Consider the following 18,135-nt stretch of genomic DNA (forward strand, 5'->3'; position numbering starts at 1 on the left):
ACTCTGAAGGTGGTGCTTGCTCAGCACGCCTGCATGTGTTTGGTTTGATTAATCAGGCGGATGAAGTCGTTTCCGTTTACCGGTCGGGAAAAATAAAACCCCTGGTAACTGTCGCACCCTTTTTGAGTAAGGAAGGTGAGCTGTTCTTTGCAATCCACGCCTTCGGCGATCACGGGCATTTCCAGGCTGTGGGCCATATTGATGATGGCGGTGACCAAATTGGCGTCTTTTGGGTTGGCCATGATGTTGGTTAAAAATGACCGATCAATTTTCAGGTAATCGATGGGAAACTTGGTCAGATAACTGAGCGAGGAAAAGCCTGTACCAAAGTCGTCCAGCGCAATGGTGATGCCGAGACTTTTCAACGTGTGCAGCATGGCAAGGTTATCTTCGTCGTCGGTCATTAAAGTACTTTCGGTGATTTCCAAAGTAAGGTTTCTTGGGTCCAGACCGGTTTCTTCCAGTGCCGATTTTACTGCAACCAATAACCCTGTGTTACGGAATTGATAGGGAGAAACATTCACCGAGATTCTGTGCGTATCGGCAATCAAACCTTCGTCCTGCCAGAACTTCCAATAAGCACAGGCGGTCTGAATTACCCAACTGCCGACCTTATCGATCAGCCCGGTGTCTTCCAGAATAGGGATAAACTCCATTGGGCTGATTGCCCCATGCCTGGGATCACTCCAGCGAAGTAATGCTTCTGCACCCTGTATGGTTTTTGAAGAAAGCGCTAATTGGGGTTGGTAGTGAAGTTCAAACTCGCCGTTTTCGATGGCGGTGAATAAAGACGATTCCAGCTCTAGCCGTAGTTTATCGGGTTTTGTATTGCTTGATTCAAAAAAAGCCCAGGCTTCATTGCCTGGGGATTTGGCAACTTGGAGTGCGTTATCAGCGGCGCGTATGAGGGATGCCCCGCTGTCTGTGGTTCGGTCAGCTTTAGCTATGCCAAAACTGACCGTGATATATAACTCCAAGGCACCAATTAAAAACGGTGTGGTCAGGTCATCTATGATTTGACCGACCAGAATTAGAACCTGGTTGTCGGTAATGCCGGGCCTTAATACTACGGCAAATTCATCGCTGGCAATTCGGTATAGCATGTCCTGCTCTTCAAGGTTAAACCGAATGCGACGTGAAAGTTCGACTAACAGTTGGTCTCCTTCGTTGCGACCGAGGGATTCATTGATTATTTTAAAACGGTTGATGTCGATCAGCATTAAGCTCGGTGAATCGTAGCTTCGGCTAATGTCCCATTGTGTGATTTTTTTATCGAGCCGGTTTTGCAGCAACTCCCAGTTGGGCAGTTGAGTCAGAGGGTCGTATTGTGACTGCTTTGCTGCGGCTCGCTGAGATAACGTTTTTTGCCGAATGTCTCGTATGACTGATAAATAACGAACTTCTTTCAGGCCGGGTAGCTCTGTGATGGAAAGCTCCACTGCGATGATTTTTCCGTGGCAATCGACGCCTTCGCCTTCTTCAAAGAATTTATGGCCCTCAGAGTGATCATCAAGGTTGGTATTAAACTGGGATAAATATTCTTTTACGTGTTCGTTATAGGGTCTGGGTAAAAGCTCCGAAACATTTTTACCATCCAGTTCGTGGTTTTTATAGCCAAATAAATGATTAAGCTGGTGGTTGGTGATCAACAAGTTGCCAGATTTGTCAGCAATGGCAATGCCATCTCTCGATCGATCAAACAAAGTCTCCATCAGCAAAACCTGAGACTTGAGTTCGTGCATGACTCGACAGTTGGTCAGTATGGTGTTCAGTTTTGCTTCCAGCTTCCCTTCCGGGGCAGGCCAGATTAAGCGGTAATCGTATTCGTTGGCGTGCTGCCAGTATTCCGGATCAACTTCATCCAAGATGTATAAAATATAGAGGTGTTTGTTGGTCGTTAATAGTTGATCCCTTATCTTTTCAAGCGCAGGCATACTTGATGGCGTGTCTTTTAAAAACTGATCCCGGGTATCAATGATCAGTAAATCAATATGAGAGGATTCAATGGGGTGCGCGCAGGCAACAGAGGGCACCTGATGTTCAATGTTAATGTCATTGATGTTGGCCCAATGGTTTATTTGAATTTTTAAGTGCTGGTCTTCGGTTAATAATATTGAATCCATCTCTTGATTATAGGCAGAGGCGGAGAGGTCAGAATGTAAAAAAGATAAGCGAGTTGTCAGCTTTTGTTAACGACGTAAGTTAATCCGCATAGATAGTCAAAAGGCTGTCTTTTCAGAGTGTCATATAAATGGCCGGTAACTTTGCTGTCTTAGTACAGTGAGAGCATTACCGGCCTGATATCGGTTAGAATCAGCTGAATATTTTCAGTTTTAAGCGTCGCTTCGTTCGCTTAATGCAGTCTTCCAGCGTCTGGCTGATTTGAGAGTGGGCTTTGATCATAGAGATTTTCGGCCAGGTGGCTCGCTGTCCTTCCAACATGAACTGGCGAAGCATTTCAGGGGTTGGGTTTTTGGTGATCTTCAGGTAGTCGGTAAAGGAGTACTTTGGTGAAATGGTGACATCACCATAATAGCGCTGGGCCATCACTGTGTATGCATGGCCTGCGGTTTGGCGAAGAATTTCAGTCGGCGCTTTTTTCCGTAAGAAATCAAACACCCCTTTGCCGTGATACTCTAATTCAGACTTGACGAGACGCCATGGCAGGTTAGCCCATGTCGGGTCTGCCGGATGGCCTCCTTCAGGGATGAAGGGGACAATGTGTGGGTTGGTTTGGCTCACGACGTGAAAGTTTACATCATAAAGGTGCGTTAAACGTTCAATCGGCAAATCACTCTTCATTGAGCCGTCCACATATCTGTGTAATGGCAGATACGGACTTAATGCGTTATTGGCGTTTTTCTGGATTAAGGTGGCTGGTGGAAAAATGCCTGGAATAGAGCAGGACGCGAGCGATGCACTCCATACGGTGACGTAAGGGGACGTGTAGCCGCAAAGCAATCTGGACTTTTGGTTTTTGGAGGCCGCTGGCGACACTGAAATATTAATGCTTCTGCCGCTGTGTTCGTAAGCTTCCTGGAAGGTGTAGTCGCCCACTTTTTCACGGATGCATTTTTCCAGGTTTTTGGCATCGTAAATGCCCCGGCCAAGTAGCAGGCCTTTTAAACCCAGGTATTTCCAGGCTTCCAGGTCGTGATCGTCACGATCCAGCAAATCCTGTAACTCTGCGTCGGTACGGGTGCCAATGATTCCTGCGATGATGGAGCCAACGCTTGAGCCGGCAATTACCTGAGGGAGCAAGTTGTGCTCCCATAAAGCTTTCACGACACCGAGGTGGAATAACCCCAGAGTTGCGCCGCCACTTAATAACAGCGAAGGGCGGCCGAAGCTGAGTGTGGTATCTTCAAAAAAGCCAAGTTTTTTATCGAGTGGTAAGGCGTCAACATCGTTATCGCAAAGGAAATTCAGTGAATAACATACCTGATTGACATAGTCTTCAATCAGCTTTTTGGTGCCAATGTGGCTCTTCTCATAAAGCTTGTAGTTACCCATGTTGCCAAGGTCGTGGTGAAGCCCTTCTCGCAGAGCACGTGTAAGCTGAGCCATGTCGTTGGTACGATGGCTTAAACGCAGTTGTTCAAGGCGTCGGGAAATCAGGGTGTAATCGTACAAGGAGGATTTGTCGATGCGTTTCCACTCGTCATTTCCTTCAAGGTGGTCCAGAGATAGGGCAGCATTTTGCCATTCATCGTAGGTCTCGGCGTTAGCAACTTCCTGTTGTAGCTTTCGTACAAGCGCCTTTCGATTTCTCACTGAAAACTCCTTTGAGGTCTGAAGAGACGGGGAATAATTACACAGGTGTAAGGCCAGTGCAATCAGACAAATAATTTATCCACACAACGTATATTGATATGTCTCATATTAGGGCATTTTTGTCCCGGAAAGACACTTTTTAACAAAGTTGTTTCGAAACAGGTTGGATTGTGTTGCTGAAACAGCGCTGCAGGTATAGCAACTCAGATGGTTTATTGAGGAAGGATGACGCCGGTGTCGGTGCCCATTCGCTTATAGATTGAAACACGGTTTCGCCCCAGCTTTTTGGCGTCGTACAGGGCTTCGTCTGCTCGGTGAAGCAGCGCTGCAATATTCTCGTCTTGCATGGTGCCGGTGGTGACTCCGACAGAGCAGGTGATTGTAACGTTTATACCTTCGGGTGATACGGCTTCGATTTGCTCAATGGCTTCCCTGAGCTTTTCCCCCACGTTTGCTGCCAGATATTCGGTGGTTTCTGGTAAAAGGACGACAAACTCTTCTCCTCCCAGTCTCGCCATCAGGTCTGTTTTGCGTAGGCACTCCAGGCAGGATTTGGTGAACGTTTGCAAGACTTCATCACCAAAGGCGTGGCCATGAGTGTCGTTAACGGTTTTAAAGAAGTCCAAATCCAAAGCCAGAATAGACAAAGGCGTTTGGTAGCGCTGCGCTCTTTCAAGTTCTTTATTGGCGATTTTCTCAAAGCTGCGACGATTGCAAAGCCCGGTCAGGTGGTCGGTGGATGCCAGCTCGAGCAGTTGCCTGTTTTTCTTTTCCAGTTCTTCCGTTCGCTTTTGGATGGTGTTGGCCATATCGCGCTTATTAGCATTAAGGTTGTCCAGTGTTAATGCGGAGAACTGCATGGTGAGTCCGAGGCATAACACGAAGACCATAATGTGGATTAAGCTGAGGTAAGTATCTTCTGCCACGAAGGGGCCTAAACCGTTGGCGGTGGCTATGATTGTCCAGAAGCTGACAAGCGTTAGCGCTATGCTTGAGCCTGCATAACCGGTATGAATGATGAGCACTAAAAAAATCGGCAAAATCAGGTATAACGGCAGGTCTGACAGGGAGAAAGACACCGCACATACCACTAATAGTGCGATGATGGAAATCAGTCCGATTTTAAATTCTTTGAGTGTCCAGGGGTCTTGTTTGATCAGCCAATAACTTTGGTAGAGGGCGACCACCAGGAAAATGCCTAAGGTGTGCGCCATGGTGATGACGACGGTATTTTCTAACCAGAGTTGCCAGGGGCTTAAATCACTGGTTATGTAACCGGTCAGGATAAACAGGCCAACGATCGCCCAAACGGTGACCAGGCAAGGCGTAAATGCAACGCGAGTAAAAAAGGTCAGCACGTCTGCCCCAGAAGAAATGCCTCTTGAAGCAAAAATCTTGTTCCAGAGCAGGTGTGCATACCAGCCTTGAAAGGTTTCAATGATGGCCGCGACCGTGAGGGTCAGTAACGACAATACGGCAGCGTCGGCCTGGTAGAGGTAGGGCAGCTTGATGCTTAAAGACCCTAGAAATATGGGGATGGTTGCAGAAGGGCCTAATAATAAGATTCCAAGAAAGGCAATGCCTGAGGGCAGCCAGATTACCGATAAATGACCCGGCGGAAAGCTGACAAAACTGATGCCCAAAAAGCCTGCCGTGATATAGATAGCATAGATCGCCATAAACCACAGTCCGCGTTGTGATATGGAGCCCTTTTGATCTTGGGAGAGCTTACAGTCCATTGCTATCCAGTGTATAACCAGTAATTGTTGAGTAACTAATCAATAATAGGAGTAAAGGTTGATGTTATGCAAGTAAACCCGATTCCGACAATTGATGTATAAACAGCTTTTTCTCTATCTGTTCCTTTTTGTTCAGTGTAGCGTTCATTGCCATTCGTTGTAAGTAGGGCTTGGCCTGTTCTTCAAGGTTTTCATGGCTGAAGGCCTTTAAAACCGTTTTAAACAGTTCCGCTTTACTGGACTGAATAGCTTTCAGCTTTTTCAGGCAAGCACCAATCTGAAGTTCTTGTTCGGTAAAGTCTGTGCCTAAAGGAAAGGTCGGAAACAACCCGTTTTGTTGATACTGCTGAATGATTTCGGCCACGGCTTCTGGTTTGTTGTTTTTAAATGCGTCAGGGATTTGATACGAGTTGGGTATTTTCCCGTTTTGTTTCGCTTCTTCCAGTAGGGGTGCCTGAAATCTGGAATCGGTAATGTTTAACATCGCTTGAATGACTTCTGAGTCTGTTTTGCCTCTTAAGTCGGCGACACCGTATTCGGTGATGACGATGTCCCTCAAGTGACGAGGAATGGTGGTGTGGCCATAATTCCAGATGATGTTGGATGATACTTCGCCTTTACTGGTGCGCGTGCTTCGAATGAGCAGGATGGATCGTGCACTTGGTATGGCGTGTGCCATTGATACAAAGTTGTACTGACCACCGACGCCGCTGACGATTTTACCGGATTCTAATCCGTCAGACACTACGGCTCCGTTCAGCGTTGCCATGAGTCCGGTGTTGATGAAACGAGCATCTTTGCGTTGAGCAAAGATCAGGTCTTCATTTATGAGCAGCTGATTAACGTGGCCTACGCTGGTCATGCTGATGGACTCATGTTCAGCCTCAGTCATATCAAACAGGGCCTGATAAAAGTCTTTTGGCCCAAGGAAAAAGCCGCCATGCATGATAATGCCATGCTTCAATTTTGAACCGAGACCGTGGTTTTTGAGCTTTTTAATCAGCTCTGGGTCATGAGGGTTAGTGCCAAGAATATGGTCTTCCAAGTATACCTGGTTGAATTTCCAGGTTACTTTATCATTAAAGATACCAAAGTATTTGGCGGTCTCAATTTGTGTTTCATGGAACATGTCGCCAAAAAAACCGGATTCGACCAGTTGATCCAAACAGTCCGGTGTCAGGTTTTCCTGAATTTTATTGTCATTCACCAGCCTCTGAATATGAAGATTCTCGTATACTTTGCGTTTAACAATGTTGTTTTTGATCAGATGCAGAAAGCCGTTCACAAACATTTCACTGGAACCGTAGAGGCCTTCTGAAAAGGGGGCGAGGTCACCGACTTTATCAATTAAGGGTTGGTAGTGTTCTCCGCCCAGTTGCGATAAAACCTGACGGAAGGTTTCGTTCTGGGTATTTCTTAATATGCTGGCGTAAACGATGGCATCCCCTAGCGAGCCTATGCCGATCTGTAATGTACCACCGTCCCTGATCAATGCACTGGCGTGCATTCCAATGGCAAAGTCGACCGCAGAAACAGGCATGTTGGGTGGTGCAAACAAGGTGGAATAAAATGCTTTGTTGTCAATGATGCAATCAAACTCGTCTTCCGCCACCAGGGCATCGTTCAGCATAAACGGAAGTTGATCGTTGATCTGGGCAACCAATTTGATGGTTTTTCCTCGCTCTTGCTCTTGTCTGATCAGGGGCATAAGGTCGATCGTAACGTCTGGGTTACTGCTTAGCGACAGATAGTGTTTACCCTGATAAGACCCTTTAGATACCTGTTGGGCTAATAGGTTTGCCCCTTGATCGATCATGTCTCTGGCTACGTGGGTGTAGTTACTGGAGATGTAGTTTTGTTGCGCGTAATCATTTTTCAGCATGCTGCCGGATTTAAAAAAGAACTCACAAATTTGAATGTTATCCGGAACCACTTGTTTCTTGATGTCCGCGACGTAATCCAGCTCCACGTACCCATCGAACAGCCGATCAAAGACTGGCTCCAAAAACCTGGCTTCTAATCCCGGAGCGGTTTTTGGTCGTTCTAATGACAGTGCGGTGATGATTTTTAATGAAATACTGGGGTCTTGCTTGGCTTTGGCATAAAGAGCATTAATGAACTGGTTTGGCTTTCCGATCCCCAAAGGCACGCCCATTACGATGTTTTTATCCAGTGACTCAATGAGTTGGTCCACGCATAGGTCGAGATCAGTAAAATGCTGAGTGGTCATGAATGAAATCCTTTTTTGGCGAGCAACTTGTATTGGTTAAATTTAACTCTATGACGTCTGAGGTGTGGACGAGTTGATCTTTATCAATGCCTATAACCGAACTGTCGTGTTTTTAGTTGCGTGTTTTACTTGAGCATCTGTGTTTATAAAAAATAGTGTATACCTTGAATTCCGGGGGATGAAAATAACTTTATATGAATGATTGATTGCCAATTTAGTTTTCTCTCTTAATATACAGGCCATTCATTATGAAAGAGATCTGAATTGGGAGGAATAATGTCTCAGAACTCACAGGTATTAGGGTTTATTGGTATTGGCTTGATGGGAACTTCCATGACCAAGCGTTTGTTGGCAGCAGGTTTTGCCGTCAATGTCTGGAATCGAAGTAAAGAAAAACTGGCGGGTGTTGTTGAGGCTGGTGCGACGGAATGCGACTCCATTGCTTCGTTGGTTTCTGAATCGGATGTGGTTTTGTTATGTGTGACCGACTCAGATGCCGTTCGACATGTTGTTTTTGGTGCGGACGGTATTGTCGAGGCTTTGTCGGGGCAGGAGCAGCCAAAACTCAAAACCTTGGTGGATTTCTCCAGTATAGACCCGGAACAAACCCGGGAAATGTCAAAAGTCCTGAAAGAGTGCTGCTCTGTGGACTGGGTCGATAGCCCGGTTTCTGGCGGTGTTGCTGGTGCTGAGCAAGGCTCGTTAGCCATCATGTGCGGTGGCGAAGAGGCGGTTATTGAATCATTATCTGCGGTGTTCGAGCCATTATCTCAACGCGTAACCCGGATGGGGCCAGTGGGCAGCGGTCAGGTCACCAAGATATGCAATCAGATGATCGTGAGCAGTAATGTTTTGGTCATGGCGGAGGTGATGGCGTTGGCGGAAAAGGCCGGTGTGGATTCAGCCCAGATTCCGATGGCACTCAAGGGGGGCTTTGCCGATTCGATTCCATTGCAGCTGACCGGGCCTCGCATGGCTAACCGGGATTTTGATGAAATAAAGTGGCACGTAAAAACCTTATTGAAAGATTTGGATATGGCCAATCATTTAGCGAAAAATGTTGAGTCTTCAATTCCTATGGCTGGCCTGGGCGCCGAGTTAATGCGTATGCACGCAAGCAAAGGGTATCGGGATTCTGATCCTTGTACTCTGATTGAACATTACCTCTCTGACGGTTCGGATAAATAAGGTTCTCCTATGAAGTTGTGTGCCAATATTTCACTTATGTTCACCGAAGTTCCCTTAGTGGAGCGTCTACAGCAAGCGAAAGACGCGGGCTTTGATGCGGTGGAAATTCAGTTTCCCTATGAAGTTCCTCTGGATGTCTTAGTTCAGGCTAAGGAAAGCGCCGAAGTGGACGTAGTTCTCATCAATGTTCCGGCGGGGGATTTGATGTCGGGTGGGGAAGGTTTGGCTTCTGTTCCTGAATTGACCGATTCTTATTCGGATGCGCTGGCTCAGTGCCTTGATTATGCAAAAGCACTGAATGTGTCTGTGGTGAATGTTCTGGCGGGTCGCTGTAAAAATGAGGAGCGACTGGATGCCTATCGAAAGACATTTGAATGGAATTTAACACGCACAGCCGATGCTTTAGCTGAAATTGGTGTAGTGGCTGTGTTTGAGGCTATTAATGTGAAAGACATGCCTGGTTTTGTCATTCATCGAGCAGAACAAATGTGGTCTGTGATGTCGCGCCTGGAACATCAGAATATCAAAGCTCAATATGATCTCTATCATATGGCGATGATGGGTGAAAATTTGTGGCATGATTTGAGTACACAATCTCATTTGATTGGTCATATTCAGTTTGCCGATATGCCGGGCAGAGGAGAGCCGGGAACAGGCGGTCTGGCATTTAAAAAATTATTTTCAATGATTGAGGAAAGCAACTACCAAGGGTTTGTGGGAGCAGAGTATAAACCAACACAGGTGACAGAAAGTACGTTGGACTGGATGGTGAAGGTTTTACCTTAGGTGTCAGATTGTGAGTAGAAACTGAAAAACAGCAGGCAATAAAAAAGGCGATGAAATCATCGCCTTTTTTGAGTTTAATCGATCGGGTTATCTGATCGATTAAGACGCAAGCTCTAAATTATAGAGGCTTAACGTTTTCAGCTTGAGGACCTTTCTGGCCTTGGCCTACAGTGAACTCAACCTGCTGACCTTCAGCAAGAGTTTTAAAACCGTCAGATTGGATTGAGCTGAAGTGTACGAATACGTCTGGGCCATTCTCTTGCTCGATGAAGCCGAAACCTTTTGATTCGTTAAAGAATTTTACTTTACCAGTTACTGTGTTTGACATTGTACTTACCCTGTAAGTTGTGTTGTTTAAAAATTTTATTGCTGAAGAACAGGGTATAACTTATGTAGTACAGAACAGCGAATTACTAAACGGTTTTTCGTTGTCAGGACATAAACTAGCCCAATTTCTTGAAAAAACATTATACATGGCTTAAACCAGTAATCAACAATCTGAATGCAGTAAAATATTATTTATTTTAAAGAATTTTATTTGTATGAAATCATGTCGTAATCGACAAGAAAATCTTTTTAGTCTTTGTTTTATAAAAGATTTATTTTTCAGAGGGGGCACATCCCGTTTCAGACGAAACGGGATGTAAGTATGAAGCTTTTATTACGCCGTTTCTATTTCTTTCACTAAGCCTTCGCTTTGTGGTGTGTTTTGTTGATTTTTGATGGACTCGATCAGTTCATCTTTTTCCTGCCATATTGCACTGATCCAGTCCTGAAAATCAGCTCTGAACTCCGGATCATTGTTGTAATCGCCGGTCAGTAACTCAGGTGGAATAACGATTTGTTCGACATGAATGGTCGCTTTATTCACTTTGCCGCAAAGGAAAGACCAGTAATCCATTGGCGTGTCTTTGTCATACACCACAGTGATATTGACTAAGCGGGTGATTAAGCCATCCATCGCTTCGAGCACAAACGCAGCACCACCGGCTTTAGGTTTTAGCAGATGCTTATAAGGTGAATTTTGACGTTCGTGCTTTGATTTGGTGAATCGAGTACCTTCCATAAAGTTAAAAATTGCAATAGGAGTGTGCTTGTATTTCTCACAGGCTTGGCGCGTTGTTTCCATGTCCTTGCCTTTTAAGTGAGGATTTTTTTCCAGAAACTCCTTGGAATAGCGCTTCATGAACGGAAATTCCAGCGCCCACCAGTTGATTCCCATGATGGGCACCCAAATTAATTCTTGTTTAAGAAAGAATTTAAAGAAAGGAACGCGCTTATTAAAAATATGCTGGAGGATGGTGATGTCAGACCAGGACTGATGGTTGGAAGAAATTAGGTACCAGCCTTCATGTTTGATGTTTTCAATTCCGGTCACCCTGTATTCCAGTTTTTGAACCAGTTTCATCCAGCCACTATTACAGGCAATCCAGGATTCGGCTATGCCAATGATAAAAGGATCAAGTGCACGTCGAACAGACTGGAAAGGCAGAATCAGTTTAATGATGGCCAGAGTGAACAGCAGCGGCGTCCAGAATAGAGTATTCAATAGGAGCAAGACAGAAGAAATAATGCCCTTTAGGTGTGCTGGTAAGAAGCTAAGCATAACGAACCTGTAAATTCAGCTAACATGTGTGCGCTCATTGTAAGTACAAAGCGAAAGAAAGCCAAGGTCGATTCGGCCATTGTTTGGTTATTATATGACTGGTGCGATATTTATCAGCAGGGATAGTTGTCTAACACACATTACCGGGGGAAGTTGCATCTGTCTATAAGATGTTTTGTAGGATGACCAATCAGCCCTTGATTAGGGCTGATTGGTGAGGGCAGAAGCAATCGGAGGCGCTTAAATAATGCCTTGTTCTGCTTGCTTGTCGGCGGTTTGTTTCGCCTGGATTGCCGTCAGAGCAATGGTATAGACAATGTCTTCGACCAACGCGCCTCGGGAAAGGTCATTCACCGGCTTGCGCAAGCCTTGAAGCATAGGGCCAATGCTGATTACATTGGCGCTACGTTGTACTGCCTTATAGGTCGTGTTACCTGTGTTCAGATCCGGGAACACGAAAATGGTGGCCTGCCCTGCAACCGGGCTGTTCGGTGCTTTGCTTTTGGCTACGTTCTCAATGGCTGCTGCGTCATATTGCAGAGGGCCATCCAGGATTAAATCAGGACGCCTTTCCTGAGCAATTCTGGTGGCTTCAATGACTTTTTCAACGTCCGCGCCAGAACCGGATTTACCTGTGCTGTAGCTGATCATGGCTACCTTAGGGTCAATACCAAAGGCTTTGGCGGAGTCGGCACTCTGAATTGCGATGTCTGCAAGAAGCTCAGCGTCCGGGTCTGGGTTAACGGCACAGTCGCCATAGACAAGTACTTGTTCCGGTAAACACATGAAGAAGACAGAGGACACCTGCTTCGCGTTCGGACTGGTCTTGATCAGCTGGAGTGCCGGTCTGATGGTGTTGGCTGTGGTGTGGATGGCTCCGGATACCAAACCGTCCACCTCATCCATGGCCAGCATCATAGTGCCGAGTACTACGGTATCTTCCAGCAAGGCTTCGGCCTGTGGTGCGGTAACGCCTTTGTGTTTTCTCAATTCGACAAAAGGCGCAATGTAATTATGACGCACTTTATCGGGATCGATGATTTCAACCGCAGACGGCAGCTCCACGCCCTGGTTCTTGGCCGTTTCCAGAATGCGTTCTTCTTTACCAATCAACACACAGCGGGCTATGCCGCGTTCAGTACAGATGGCTGCTGCCTGAATCGTGCGCGGTTCTTCTCCTTCCGGTAGAACAATGCGCTTGTTGGCTTGCTGGGATCGCTTAACCAGCTGATAGCGGAACGCAGGTGGTGAAAGGCGATTCACTTCAGGCAATTTCAGAATGTCACGTAAGCCTTCACCATCGATGTTGGTTGCCACAGAATCCATGACTTTATTGATTCTGTCGGTATCGTCGGTCGGTACTTCGGTGTTCATTTGGGTCAAACGGCTGACGGTGTTGAAGCTGTCGAGGTTGCTTTTCATGATCGGCAAACCGGTTTCAATGGCTTGTCGACAAAGATCAATAATGCTTTCCGGTGGTGTTAAGCCGCCCGTGACAACCAGCCCAGCCAGTGGAACGCCTTTCATCGCAGCCAAACAAACGGCCATGATGATATCGTGTCGGTCACCCGGAGTGATCAAAAGAGCACCCGGACGGATTTCATCGGTCATGTTAGCCGCGCTTTTTGCGCACAGCGACATGTGAACGACGCGTCTGTCATCGGACAGACCTTTAAACACAAACTCGGCTTTAAGATGGTTGCAAACGTCAGTTGTTCTTGGTGACATCAGCTCCGGTTGCCAAGGAATGGTGCCCAATAAACGGTGGTTTGATCTGAAAATATCCAGAGAACGAATGGTTTCTGCTTCGTCGACTTCTGCTTGTAAGTCATTGGATAAAATTGGAGATTTAGGCACTTTGGCGGCCGGGCTGTTCAGTTTGTTGACTATGACGCCGATGACTTTGTTTTTCTTACCGCTGCCAAACAGGCTGCTGGTGATCGAGATTCGCTCTTCAAGTTCACTGTAGCTGCCAAACATGGTGGGTGTAGCAGTCAAAAGCACCGAGGCATTCAGTGACTGAGCCATTTCAACATTGAGTTTTGCAATGAAAGGTTCGTTTTCAGGTACTAACCCCTCAATGACAACGGCGTCGTAACCTTCAGACGCTTGTTCGGTCATGGCCACCACTTCTTCCATTAGGCGGTTTAATTTTCCGTTACCGATCAGCTTTTGAGCGTATTTCAGTGTCATAGGTTTGGGTGGGTCAAGTTCCGTCATGCTATGCACGATACTGGTTGAGCGCTCAGGGCCTTCATCGTACTTGTGCATTTGTGCGATTGGCTTTACGAAAGCCACTTTTAAACCTTGTTCATCCAGTGCGCGAAGCAGACCGACACTGATGGAGGTCAGGCCTGTACTGGCACTGGTGGGTGATAAAAATAATTTAATAGACACTGTCTGTTATCCTGTTTAACTGTATTCTGTTGAGAAATCGTGTTCTGTTTGGTCTCTGAGTTCTGCTGGAACGAATCAGGCCACGAGAGCGTCGGTATCTTTGGCGATCATCCACTCTTCGTCTGTGGATACGACGTAAGCAGGGGTGCTGCCCGAGCTGGTAATAAGCCCTTGCTGGTCTTTGCCTGCTGAAGCGTTGTGTGTTGAATCGACCTGAAAGCCAAGTACGGATAATTGATTAAGTACTTTTTCTCGAATGCTGGCTGCGTTTTCACCAATGCCTCCGGTAAAAATCAATCCGTCCAGACGTCCCAGAGAAACCGATAAGGCGGCAATTTGCTTGGCCAGGCGATAACAAAAAACATTGATGGCCAAGGTAGCACGTTGATCGCCTTTTTGACTCGCTTCATCCAGGGTTCTCATGTCATTGCTGATGCCGGATAAGCCGAGCAGACCACTTTTTTTATTAAGAAGGTTGTTCACTTCATCAATCGTCATATCCGCTTGTGTGCATAGAAAGTGGTGCAGGCTTGGATCAACGTCACCGCTTCGTGTTCCCATGACTAAGCCTTCTAAAGGCGTCAGACCCATGGTGGTGTCGACACTTTTGCCTTTGAGTATAGCGGTAGCGCTGCAACCGTTGCCAAGGTGAGCGGAGACAAGGTTCAGTTCTTCGAGTGGCTTGTTGAGCGTTTCTGCCAAAGCTGCGGATACATAGCGGTGGCTGGTGCCGTGGAAACCGTAGCGTCTGACGCCATGTTGCTCATACAGCTCATAGGGAATCGGGTATAGATAGGCGCTCTTTGGCATTGTTTGGTGAAAGGCGGTATCAAATACTGCGACGTGGGGAACAGTATTTAACAGCTTCTGACACTCCTTAATGCCGATGAGATTTGCCGGGTTATGCAGCGGGGCTAAATGGTTACAAGATTCAATGGCTGAAAGCACCTTGTCGTCTATGATGATGGAGCTGGTGAAATTTTCTCCACCGTGCACTACCCGATGACCCACGGCTTTGATGGTGGATAACTGTTGTTTTTCGTCCAGCTGCTTTAACAGGGCGTCCAGTGCTTGAGAATGGCTGCCGTTGGCAATGTCGATGACCTGCTTTTGGCCATTTTCTTTGATGGTAAGAATGGCATCGGAATCACCCAGACGTTCGGCTAATCCGGTAATAGGTTGGTTGCCTGTCTGGCTGTTGACTAATGAGAATTTCAGTGACGAACTGCCACAATTGATGACCAGAATGTTATTGCTCATTGGTTTATGAATACCTTACTTGTAACTCAATTTGCAGGCATTTTATAGCGATCGTTCTTTAAGATAGTGATTACAATCAATATAAAGTAAATACCCAAGTTAGAAACTATGACATAAGCTATATCTATTTTATGACTTGTAAAAGAAGTAGTTTCAAAAGTTTTACGCCTAAGTCTGTGAATTTGTTGCTCATTAGAATAGCAAAAAGTTGTTATACTCATACCTAATTATGAAATTAATAGTAAATTCCCGAGGGAAATTATGAAAATCATCACATTAGTTATTGCTTTGGCTGTCTTAGCTGGCTGTGCGGCACCGCAAAAGGTCGTGTCTGAAGCGGAGCGCCAACAGCAAGCGGTTCAATGGGCAATCAAAGAAGAAGTGAAATTACGGGTTGTGGCAGCGGAGTGCGCTCAGTTGGATGGTATTCTCGAAGCGGCTGCAAACTATGCTGTTCGCGATTGGCATTTACGAAATGGCGATTTAGTGAATTCTGCCGATGATCATTTCACTTACCATATGGCGATGTTCAATCAAGGCAACTGGGAAGGCGCGACGTCAATGTCACAGCAGATGGTTTATGCCGCAGTTCAAAAGGCTGAGATTGAAGCCGCTGCTATGATCGGTGTGGAACCTGAAGATAAACGCTCTGTCTGTATGAAGACTCTGGACCAGTACAAGCAAGGTTCGTTTGACCTGGTTAAGGTGAACCCCCTGATGTCCGCACAATTGAATGATTTAAAAAGTAGCCGTTCGGTTCAGAAAGAGCGGCTAGCCCTTCAGAAAGCGGTTGTAAAAGAAGCGCCTAAATCGGGTCGCTCTTTGTACCTGGTTGAAAAAGTCTGGGCTCAGAAAGGTTGTGCCCGTGGGGCCGTATCTGCCTTGGTTTCAAAGTGGCCGGATGAAGTTTATCATGGCATCTGTAAAGATGAGTCTATCGTTATCGCCTGTAAGTGGGGCAATTGTAAGGAGCTTAAATAGTGAAGTTTGTTGGCAAGATCAGAATGATCACGATCAGTGCGTTGATGGCGGCAGGACTGGCAGGGTGTTCAGGTGACATGGAGTTGCTGGGGGAAGATCAGACGTTATACGGTGCTTGTCATAATATTTATCAGACCTTAGTGGAAGGAAAGCCGCAGGCAATGGTTCGTGCCGATGCCGTGTTTGTATCTGAAGCAGGTGACGGTGCAGAGCTTATCCTCAGAAAAGGAGAAGAAGGCCTTGAAGTGGATATGAGCGGCTGTGATGAGGCGTCCAAAAAGATGTTTGATCAATTGGTCGAATACGTTGAAGGCCCACCGGGACGTGCGTTAAAGAAGGTAATTCGATAATCTCCGAATATCGTGTTGAACAGACATTAAAAAGCCAGCAAATTGCTGGCTTTTTAATGTCTGTTGTTTTTGTTCTGTTAGTTTTTCTTCTTTTTAAACGGGGCTAAGCCATCGCTGTTGCTTTGAACATTGCCTCGTTTCGGTTTTTTAGGTGCTGCTTTGCGCTGATTTTTTGTATTATTGCTCTTTTTCGGCGCTAATGGGTCGTTTTCAAGGAAGATGTGACGGCCTAAATAGCGCTTTATGGCTTCGAGAGATTCTGTGTCTTTGCCTACAGACGCAAAAGAGATGGCCGTACCTTTCCGCTCCAGTCTGCCTGTTCGCCCGATTCGGTGGACGTAATCTTCAGGCTTAGTTGGCATGTCGAAGTTGATGACTCGTGTTACGTCGAGTACATCCAGGCCTCGGGCGCCCAAATCTGTTGTAATCAGTGTTCCGTTGGCCATGCTCTTAAATTTCAACATGGCATTGTTTCGATCGGACTTTGCCATTTTACCGTGCAGCGATACCACTGGCAGACCTTGTTCTTCAAGGCGCGAAGTGAGCTGATCTACTGCCGCTCGGGATGTGATAAAGACAATGCTCTTCAGTGCGGGTTGTGTTTTGATCAAGTGACTCAGTAAGTCGAATTTCTGGATGATGCCCTTCAGACGGTAAAAGTGTTCTTTGATGTTTTCCAGAGGCTGGTCGACGCGGTCAACGATGTGCTCGACCGGAGAAACCATGACTGAGCGTGCAATCTCAAGCGTTTCAGGGTGATCCAGGGTGGCTGAAAACAGCAGCGTTTGTTTGTTTGAAGGGCATTGCTCGATCAGGTACTCAATGTCTTCACGGAAACCCATGTCGAGCATACGGTCGGCTTCGTCCAGGATCAACACCTCAAGACGGCTGTAATTAACGGTGCCGTTTTGCGTGTGGTCGATCAGCCGACCTGGTGTCGCGACCAGAATGTCGATGGGCTTTTTAAGAAACTTTTCCTGGTCTTTAATGTTGGAGGCATTACTCATCAGTTCGCATCGAAGATTCGTAAAGGTAAGCAACTCTTTGGCTTTCTTAAACAGCTGATGGGCCAATTCTCGTGTTGGGCTGAGAATTAACACTCTTGGCCCTCGGACGTTACGCTCTGCTGGCGTCAGTAAGCGCTGAGCAATGGGCAGCATAAATGCAAGGGACTTTCCTGACCCTGTTCTGGCGCACCCAATGACATCCTTCCCTTCGATGATATCGCCAATCACCGCTTCTTGAATGGGTGTTGGATTACGAAAGCCATTCACACTTAACGCGCGAGTCAGTTCTCGATTTAAAGGGTAGTTTTTGAAGTTGGAAATTTCGTTGGTAGTCATTAAGGCGCAAGTCCGTCCATTGCAGAAATAAAAGAAATGATGGACAAGTATATACCAGAGGCCTGGTGAGGTCAGTCAGTAGATGAAACGAAACGGCTTTTAACTTGAATCATCAGTGCGCTGAGCGCAATGCCTGAGGTATTGGCTAACATGTCGAGCCAAGAGAAGGAGCGGTATTCGGTCATGCCCTGGGCTATTTCAATGAGCGCTCCGTAGATAAAAAGTAAAATAAAATGATACTTAAACGCATGCAAGGTATGTTTTTGAACGTGGCTATCTGCCTGAATGGTCGCTGGGTAGGCAAGCCAAGCCAATAGGCCCAGAACCAGGTAAGTGGCTGTGTGTACAATCTTATCGAAATGATTGACCGGGCCTTGATGGTTAATCGGGATCAGACACACAACGGCGGTGAAAACCAGTGCAGTGATGAACGTAAATTTAAAGAGTAATGGCAACGAGTTTTTCATGGCTGACAGTTTAG

Annotated in this window: 14 protein-coding genes; 4 read left to right on the top strand and 10 right to left on the bottom strand. The window is 46.4% G+C overall.

Annotation, left to right across the window (positions count from 1 at the left end; all coding sequences use genetic code 11):
* Positions 1 to 20: 20 nt before the first annotated feature.
* The 4 genes from ABD744_RS15785 to ABD744_RS15800 form a co-directional block, all read right to left on the bottom strand.
* A complete protein-coding gene (locus ABD744_RS15785; RefSeq protein ID WP_344799493.1) occupies positions 21 to 2,123 on the bottom strand; it encodes a putative bifunctional diguanylate cyclase/phosphodiesterase in 2,103 nt (700 codons plus the stop codon).
* Positions 2,124 to 2,313: 190 nt separating this feature from the next.
* Positions 2,314 to 3,774 carry a DUF3336 domain-containing protein gene (locus ABD744_RS15790; RefSeq protein ID WP_344799494.1) on the bottom strand — a complete coding sequence of 487 codons (1,461 nt, stop codon included), beginning with the start codon at positions 3,772 to 3,774 and terminating at the stop codon, positions 2,314 to 2,316.
* 212 nt (positions 3,775 to 3,986) lie between these two features.
* Positions 3,987 to 5,453: a sensor domain-containing diguanylate cyclase gene (locus ABD744_RS15795; protein ID WP_344799495.1), complete on the bottom strand. Its 1,467-nt coding sequence runs from the start codon at positions 5,451 to 5,453 to the stop codon at positions 3,987 to 3,989.
* 124 nt (positions 5,454 to 5,577) lie between these two features.
* Positions 5,578 to 7,743 (bottom strand): acetyl-CoA hydrolase/transferase C-terminal domain-containing protein, encoded by a 2,166-nt coding sequence (locus ABD744_RS15800; protein WP_344799496.1) that lies wholly within the window; start codon positions 7,741 to 7,743, stop codon positions 5,578 to 5,580.
* A 276-nt stretch (positions 7,744 to 8,019) separates the two neighbouring features.
* On the opposite strand from ABD744_RS15800, the gene ABD744_RS15805 reads away from it, so the two are divergent.
* Together ABD744_RS15805 and ABD744_RS15810 are read left to right on the top strand one after the other, a co-directional pair.
* Complete coding sequence (locus ABD744_RS15805) at positions 8,020 to 8,931, top strand: NAD(P)-dependent oxidoreductase (protein ID WP_344799497.1); 912 nt, start codon at positions 8,020 to 8,022, stop codon at positions 8,929 to 8,931.
* Positions 8,932 to 8,940: 9 nt separating this feature from the next.
* Complete coding sequence (locus ABD744_RS15810) at positions 8,941 to 9,717, top strand: hydroxypyruvate isomerase family protein (protein ID WP_344799498.1); 777 nt, start codon at positions 8,941 to 8,943, stop codon at positions 9,715 to 9,717.
* 118 nt (positions 9,718 to 9,835) lie between these two features.
* On the opposite strand, the gene ABD744_RS15815 is transcribed toward ABD744_RS15810, so the two are convergent.
* From ABD744_RS15815 to ABD744_RS15830, 4 genes are all read right to left on the bottom strand, one after another.
* Positions 9,836 to 10,045, bottom strand: coding sequence for a cold-shock protein (locus ABD744_RS15815; protein WP_344799499.1), 210 nt, complete (start codon positions 10,043 to 10,045; stop codon positions 9,836 to 9,838).
* A gap of 333 nt (positions 10,046 to 10,378) precedes the next feature.
* Positions 10,379 to 11,323, bottom strand: a complete 945-nt coding sequence (locus tag ABD744_RS15820; RefSeq protein ID WP_344799500.1) for a 1-acylglycerol-3-phosphate O-acyltransferase, YihG family — start codon at positions 11,321 to 11,323, stop codon at positions 10,379 to 10,381.
* Positions 11,324 to 11,563: 240 nt separating this feature from the next.
* On the bottom strand, positions 11,564 to 13,720 hold the full coding sequence (gene pta / locus ABD744_RS15825; protein WP_344799501.1) for a phosphate acetyltransferase: 2,157 nt from the start codon (positions 13,718 to 13,720) through the stop codon (positions 11,564 to 11,566).
* A gap of 75 nt (positions 13,721 to 13,795) precedes the next feature.
* On the bottom strand, positions 13,796 to 14,980 hold the full coding sequence (locus ABD744_RS15830; RefSeq protein ID WP_344799502.1) for an acetate kinase: 1,185 nt from the start codon (positions 14,978 to 14,980) through the stop codon (positions 13,796 to 13,798).
* Between the two features lie 261 nt (positions 14,981 to 15,241).
* On the opposite strand from ABD744_RS15830, the gene ABD744_RS15835 reads away from it, so the two are divergent.
* Together ABD744_RS15835 and ABD744_RS15840 are read left to right on the top strand one after the other, a co-directional pair.
* A complete protein-coding gene (locus ABD744_RS15835) occupies positions 15,242 to 15,961 on the top strand; it encodes a hypothetical protein (protein ID WP_344799503.1) in 720 nt (239 codons plus the stop codon).
* Complete coding sequence (locus tag ABD744_RS15840; RefSeq protein ID WP_344799504.1) at positions 15,961 to 16,311, top strand: hypothetical protein; 351 nt, start codon at positions 15,961 to 15,963, stop codon at positions 16,309 to 16,311. The genes ABD744_RS15835 and ABD744_RS15840 overlap by 1 nt, the downstream gene beginning before the upstream one ends.
* Positions 16,312 to 16,388: 77 nt before the next feature.
* Here ABD744_RS15840 and ABD744_RS15845 read toward each other — a convergent pair whose 3' ends face one another.
* Both ABD744_RS15845 and ABD744_RS15850 read right to left on the bottom strand, forming a co-directional pair.
* The gene (locus tag ABD744_RS15845) at positions 16,389 to 17,654 is read right to left on the bottom strand and encodes a DEAD/DEAH box helicase (RefSeq protein ID WP_344799505.1); all 1,266 of its coding nucleotides are present in this window, start codon (positions 17,652 to 17,654) and stop codon (positions 16,389 to 16,391) included.
* Between the two features lie 71 nt (positions 17,655 to 17,725).
* Positions 17,726 to 18,121 (bottom strand): VanZ family protein, encoded by a 396-nt coding sequence (locus ABD744_RS15850; protein WP_344799506.1) that lies wholly within the window; start codon positions 18,119 to 18,121, stop codon positions 17,726 to 17,728.
* Between the last annotated feature and the right edge of the window lie 14 nt (positions 18,122 to 18,135).

The organism is Litoribacillus peritrichatus (genome assembly GCF_039537985.1).
In the GTDB taxonomy this organism is placed as follows: Bacteria; Pseudomonadota; Gammaproteobacteria; order Pseudomonadales; family Litoribrevibacteraceae; genus Litoribacillus; species Litoribacillus peritrichatus.

Excerpts from the sequence above, each read along its gene's own strand:
- ABD744_RS15810 (WP_344799498.1), top strand. The coding sequence starts at position 8,941 with ATGAAGTTGTGTGCCAATATTTCACTTATGTTCACCGAAGTTCCCTTA.
- ABD744_RS15845 (WP_344799505.1), bottom strand. The coding sequence starts at position 17,654 with ATGACTACCAACGAAATTTCCAACTTCAAAAACTACCCTTTAAATCGA.
- ABD744_RS15815 (WP_344799499.1), bottom strand. The coding sequence starts at position 10,045 with ATGTCAAACACAGTAACTGGTAAAGTAAAATTCTTTAACGAATCAAAA.
- ABD744_RS15800 (WP_344799496.1), bottom strand. The coding sequence starts at position 7,743 with ATGACCACTCAGCATTTTACTGATCTCGACCTATGCGTGGACCAACTC.
- ABD744_RS15795 (WP_344799495.1), bottom strand. The coding sequence starts at position 5,453 with ATGGCGATCTATGCTATCTATATCACGGCAGGCTTTTTGGGCATCAGT.
- ABD744_RS15820 (WP_344799500.1), bottom strand. The coding sequence starts at position 11,323 with ATGCTTAGCTTCTTACCAGCACACCTAAAGGGCATTATTTCTTCTGTC.
- ABD744_RS15830 (WP_344799502.1), bottom strand. The coding sequence starts at position 14,980 with ATGAGCAATAACATTCTGGTCATCAATTGTGGCAGTTCGTCACTGAAA.
- ABD744_RS15835 (WP_344799503.1), top strand. The coding sequence starts at position 15,242 with ATGAAAATCATCACATTAGTTATTGCTTTGGCTGTCTTAGCTGGCTGT.
- ABD744_RS15850 (WP_344799506.1), bottom strand. The coding sequence starts at position 18,121 with ATGAAAAACTCGTTGCCATTACTCTTTAAATTTACGTTCATCACTGCA.
- ABD744_RS15805 (WP_344799497.1), top strand. The coding sequence starts at position 8,020 with ATGTCTCAGAACTCACAGGTATTAGGGTTTATTGGTATTGGCTTGATG.
- ABD744_RS15785 (WP_344799493.1), bottom strand. The coding sequence starts at position 2,123 with ATGGATTCAATATTATTAACCGAAGACCAGCACTTAAAAATTCAAATA.